The 4,600-nt window shown below is 67.9% G+C and carries 7 protein-coding genes; all 7 read right to left on the bottom strand.

The genetic code is table 11. From position 1 onward, the window contains the following. The coding region (locus QZZ29_RS00080) for a radical SAM protein (protein WP_291380394.1) at window positions 1-514 on the bottom strand (514 nt) is incomplete at its 3' end. Then, entirely contained in the window at window positions 511-930 is a 420-nt protein-coding gene (locus QZZ29_RS00075) for a molybdenum cofactor biosynthesis protein MoaE (protein WP_291380393.1), read from the bottom strand. The genes QZZ29_RS00080 and QZZ29_RS00075, both read right to left, overlap by 4 nt. Then, complete coding sequence (locus QZZ29_RS00070; RefSeq protein WP_291380391.1) at window positions 930-1,427, bottom strand: MogA/MoaB family molybdenum cofactor biosynthesis protein; 498 nt, start codon at window positions 1,425-1,427, stop codon at window positions 930-932. Before QZZ29_RS00070 ends, QZZ29_RS00075 begins: the two co-directional genes overlap by 1 nt. A 24-nt stretch (window positions 1,428-1,451) precedes the next feature. Beyond that, on the bottom strand, window positions 1,452-1,760 hold the full coding sequence (locus QZZ29_RS00065) for a DUF2249 domain-containing protein (RefSeq protein ID WP_291380390.1): 309 nt from the start codon (window positions 1,758-1,760) through the stop codon (window positions 1,452-1,454). 39 nt (window positions 1,761-1,799) lie between these two features. Then, on the bottom strand, window positions 1,800-2,579 hold the full coding sequence (gene narI, locus QZZ29_RS00060) for a respiratory nitrate reductase subunit gamma (protein WP_291380389.1): 780 nt from the start codon (window positions 2,577-2,579) through the stop codon (window positions 1,800-1,802). Then, window positions 2,576-3,205 (bottom strand): nitrate reductase molybdenum cofactor assembly chaperone, encoded by a 630-nt coding sequence (gene narJ, locus QZZ29_RS00055; RefSeq protein WP_291380388.1) that lies wholly within the window; start codon window positions 3,203-3,205, stop codon window positions 2,576-2,578. Before narJ ends, narI begins: the two co-directional genes overlap by 4 nt. Continuing rightward, a partial coding sequence (gene narH / locus QZZ29_RS00050; RefSeq protein ID WP_291380387.1) for a nitrate reductase subunit beta occupies window positions 3,198-4,600 on the bottom strand: 1,403 nt, incomplete at its 5' end. The genes narJ and narH, both read right to left, overlap by 8 nt.

Below are 4,600 nucleotides of genomic sequence, written 5' to 3'. Positions count from 1 at the left end.
CATTGACGCCGCGCATGATGAGCGCGTTGAGCTTGATGGGGGAGAAGCCCACCACCCTAGCCGCCTCGATGCCAGCCAACGTGTCCGCGAGCCGGTCGCGCCGAGTCAGGTCGATGAACCGCGCGCGCTGCAGCGTGTCGATCGAGATGTTGACGCGGTCCAGCCCGGCGTCCCGCAGCGGCGCCGCCAACGCGGGCAGGCGCAGCGCGTTCGTGGTGAGCGACAGGTCCAGCGGCCCGTCGGGAGTCTCAATAGCCGCCAGCGCCCGCACCACGTCCACCACGTCGGGTCGTAGCAGCGGCTCCCCGCCCGTGAGGCGCACCTCGCGCACGCCCAGCCCCACGGCCACGCGGGCCAGCCGCACCAGTTCCTCCGTGGAAAGCAGCGTGGGCCCCTTGAGCCACGGCACGCCCTCGGCCGGCATGCAGTACGTGCAGCGCAGCGAGCAGCGATCCGTCAGCGAGATGCGCAGATCCTGGTGCACGCGCCCGTAGCGGTCAACAAGAGCAGTCATGTGATCCCCACCCACGTGTGCGACCCGTCGGCCAAGATCTCCTTCTTCCAGACGGGAAGTTCCGCCTTGACGCGCTCCACCGCGTCCTGGCAGGCGGCAAACGCCTCCGCCCGATGCGCCGACGCCGCAGCAGCCACAATCGCGGGCTCGCCGACGCCCAGCAGCCCCACACGATGCGTGAGCGCCAACACGGCATCATGGCGCGCCTCCACCTCGGCCACCACGCGTTCAAGAACAGCGGCGGCGTCAGGGTGAGCCGAGTACTCGAGGTGCGTCACCTCGCCCTCAACGCTCGGGTCGTGATCGCGCACCAGCCCCACAAACGTCGCCACCGCGCCGTGGGTCGGGTCGGCCACGGCCGCCACGTGAGCATCAAGCGACAGCGGAGCCGAGGACAGTGCGGCGATGGCAGGCATCAGTGGTCCTCTCCGTCCAGTTGCGCGAGCGCGTGCGGCAGCACCGCAGCCAGCACACCAACGGCCGAACGGGCCGCGCCCGTTGACCCGGCCACGTTCACCACGATCGCCGGATGGTCGCCACCCGTGAGCCCCGCAAGGCCGCGCGACAAGACCGCGCCAGGCACGGCGTCGGCGTCCACCGCCCGCAGTCGCTCGGCAAGACCGGGCAACGGCCGTGCGAGCACACGCGACGTCCCCTCGGGGGTGAGGTCGCGCGGGCCGATGCCCGTGCCGCCCGTCGTCACCACCACGCGGGCGCCCTCGGCGACGGCCGAAAGAATCACCCTCTCCACCTCGTCGGCGCCGTCGGGAACCACGGAGGTGACCACCGACGCCCCCAACTCACGTAAGGCGTCGGCGAGCACGGGCCCCGACGCGTCGGCGCGCTCGCCGCGCGACGACCGGTCAGAGACCGTCACCACGGCGACAACGACGCCAGCGAGAGTGGGGGACATGGTGTCAGTGTAAGAAGACGCGTGTTACGCGCCGAGTGCGGCCTCGGCGCGACGCTTGAGCAGCAGCCTCCAGGCGGTGTCGCGCTCGGCGTATTCCACCTCGTAAACCCCAGGCCAGCGGTCCTCGATCTGCGCGAGCAGCGGCAAGGGATCGTGCGGCGCGACCAACTCGATTCCCTGCGCGGAACCCTCCAGCGCGCCAAAGATGGCGGCGTGACGGATCTCGTGGGGGATCTCAGAGGCGACCAGCACGGGCAGCGTCGCGGAGTCGTTTTCACCGCAGGTGCAGGTGTGGGCGTGGTTGTTGCCGGGCATTCCGAGGTCGGAAGTCATGATTCTCCTAGATGTGGGGATAGTGGGGGTGGGGGAAAGTTAGTCGCGGCGGGTCGGCTCCCAGCCGCGGCGCGTGGCCCGGCTGCCGGTGCTGTGAGGCGTTTTGGTGCGGTAGACCACGTACGGCCTGACCACGTACTGCAGCGGCGCGCTGAGCACGTGCACCAGTCGCGTGAAGGGCCACACGCTGAACAGCAGCAGGCCCGCGACCACATGCAGCTGGAAGATCATGGGCGCGGCCGCCATGTGCTCCGGCTGCGGTTGGAACATGAGGATCGAGCGGGCCCACACGGACACGTCCTCGCGGTAGTTGTGGCCCTCGCCAAACAACCCGGATGCGAACCACGAGGCGCTCACACCCAGCACGATCGCGCTCGCCAGGAACACATACATCACCTTGTCGTTCGCGGTGGTGCGCTGGAACACCCTGGCATTCGAGCGGCGCCGATAGATCAGCAGCGCCATGCCGACGATAGTGGCGGTACCAGCGGTGAGGCTGAGGGGCATCGTCAACGAGTGATAGGTGGACTCCTTGACACCCCACGCATCGGTCCACGATTGGGGAATCAGCAGGCCCAGGAAATGGCCGCCGATCACGGCGAGCGCGCCAAAGTGGAACAGCGGGCTCGCGATGCGCATGATGCGCGTCTCGTACAGTTGGCTCGAGCGCGTGGTCCACCCGAACTTGTCGTAGCGGTAGCGCCAGACGAGGCCGACCACCAGGGTCGCGGCCGTGACGTAGGGCAGGACGACCCACAGCAGCAGGTTTGCGCTCGATGGCGCGCCCTGTTCGATTGCCGCCATCACGAGCGCACTCATCTGCGTCCTCCGATCTCGACGGATGCGGGGGCCGTGGGGAAGGGGTCAAGCCCGACGGTCTCCACGGGCGGACCGCTCTTGGCGAGCGCCGCCATGCGCTCCGCAATCTGGGGCGTCATGGCTGGCAGCGTGGCAAGCACGGCGTCGAGCACGTGCACGTAAGGCGAGCCAAGGGCATGGAGCGCCTCACGCAGCAGCCCGATCGCCACCCTGTGCTCCACCAACAGCGCCTCGCCCGTCAACGTGTTGCCGATCGCCGCGAACTCCAGCACCACGGCCAGGTGGTCGGGAAGCTCGGCATCGCCCACGTCGTAGCCGCTCGCGAGGTATGCCTGCTTGAACCGCAGGATCGAGAAGCCGCGATTGCGCGTGTCCCCGTCCGTCCAGAACGTCAGGTACGGGCAGGCCTTGCGCTTCATGTCGAACGTGGCGACGTAATCGCGCTGTGCGTCCAGCAGCGGCACCTCCTCGAGGTACGCCAAGAACTGGCGCAGCGCGGTGCGCACCTTGGGCGGGCACTCCTCGACTACCTGGGTGATCTCGGGAATCCGCTGGATCAGCGCGTCGTCCGGGTACCACAGCAGCCAGGAGGCGGCCAGGCGTGCCGCAGCGGTCGATTCATTCATCGCGAGCCCTCACTTTGGGCATTCCGAGGGGCACTCCCGTGCCGTTCCAGTGGGGCAGGTTGAGGTTCGGCGACACCGGCGCGGAGGCGTCGGAGCGCAGGTGGTCCCTGTCCTGGAGCGCGTGGAAACTCTCGGCCGCCACCGGTTGGGGCCGTTTGATGTTCGCCGCGGGCGCGCCGCCTGGGAACTGACCCACGCCGCCGACCCCGTCGAGCGAGCACGCCAAATCCTCCAGCTCCTTGCCCACCTCAGCGTGCGCGGAGGGGATGACGTAGCGGTCCTCGTACTTCGCTATCGCCAACAGTCGGTAGAGCTCGAGGATCGACTCCTCGGAGAGCCCCACGCGCGCAGGCAGGTCGGGCCGCAAGGCGTTGCCGATGTTCTTGTCGCGCATGTAGGAACGCATCACCGACAGCGTGTCGAGCGAACGCAGCACCGGCTTGGGGTCGCCCGCCGTAAACAGTTCCGCGAGGTATTCGATGGGGATGCGCAGCGACCGCAAGGCGCCGAACAGGTTGTCGGCGTCCTCGGCGTCGTGCCCCGTCTCGCGCAGCGCGTCCACGATGGGCGACAGCGGCGGGATGTACCAAACCATCGGCATCGTCCGGTATTCGGGGTGAAGCGGCAACGCCACCCTGAACTCCTTCGCAAGCCGATAGACGGGGGAGCGTCGCGCCGCCTCCATCCAGTCATCAGGGATGCCGTCGCGCTTGGCGGCCTTCTGTACCTCGGGGTCGTGGGGGTCAAGGATGAGGTCCAGCTGCGCCTCGTAGAGGTCTTGCTCATTGGGCGTGGCCGCGGCCTCGGTGACCTTGTCGGCGTCGTACAGGAACAGCCCCAAGTAGCGCAGGCGTCCCACGCACGTCTCGGAGCACACCGTGGGCTGGCCCGCCTCGATCCGCGGGTAGCACATCGTGCACTTCTCCGCCTTGCCGGTGGCATGGTTGAAGAACACCTTCTTGTAGGGGCAGCCGGTGACGCACATGCGCCAGCCCCTGCACTGGTCCTGGTCCACCAGCACGATGCCGTCCTCTGCCCGCTTGTACATCGCGCCAGACGGGCAGGCGGCGACGCACGCGGGGTTGAGGCAGTGTTCACAGATGCGCGGCAGGTAGAACATGAACGCCTGCTCGAACTCAAAGTTGACGCGGTCCGTGACATCTGACTTGATCTTCTTGACGATCGGGTCCATGTGACCGTGTTCAGGTGCGCCGCCAAGGTCGTCGTCCCAGTTGGCCGACCATTCGATCTTCATGGGCTTGCCGGTGATGGTCGATCGCGGCTGGGCGACGGGGCTGTGCTCCTGGAGCGGGGCGGACAGCAGGTTGTCGTAGTCGTAGGTCCACGGCTCGTAGTAGTCGCTCACGTCCGGCAGGTTGGGGTTGCTGAAGATGC

The organism is Demequina sp. (assembly GCF_016278765.1).
Taxonomy (GTDB): domain Bacteria; phylum Actinomycetota; class Actinomycetes; order Actinomycetales; family Demequinaceae; genus Demequina.
The sequence above is the reverse complement of the archived record's forward strand: the minus strand, read 5'-3'. Positions and strand labels throughout refer to the sequence as shown.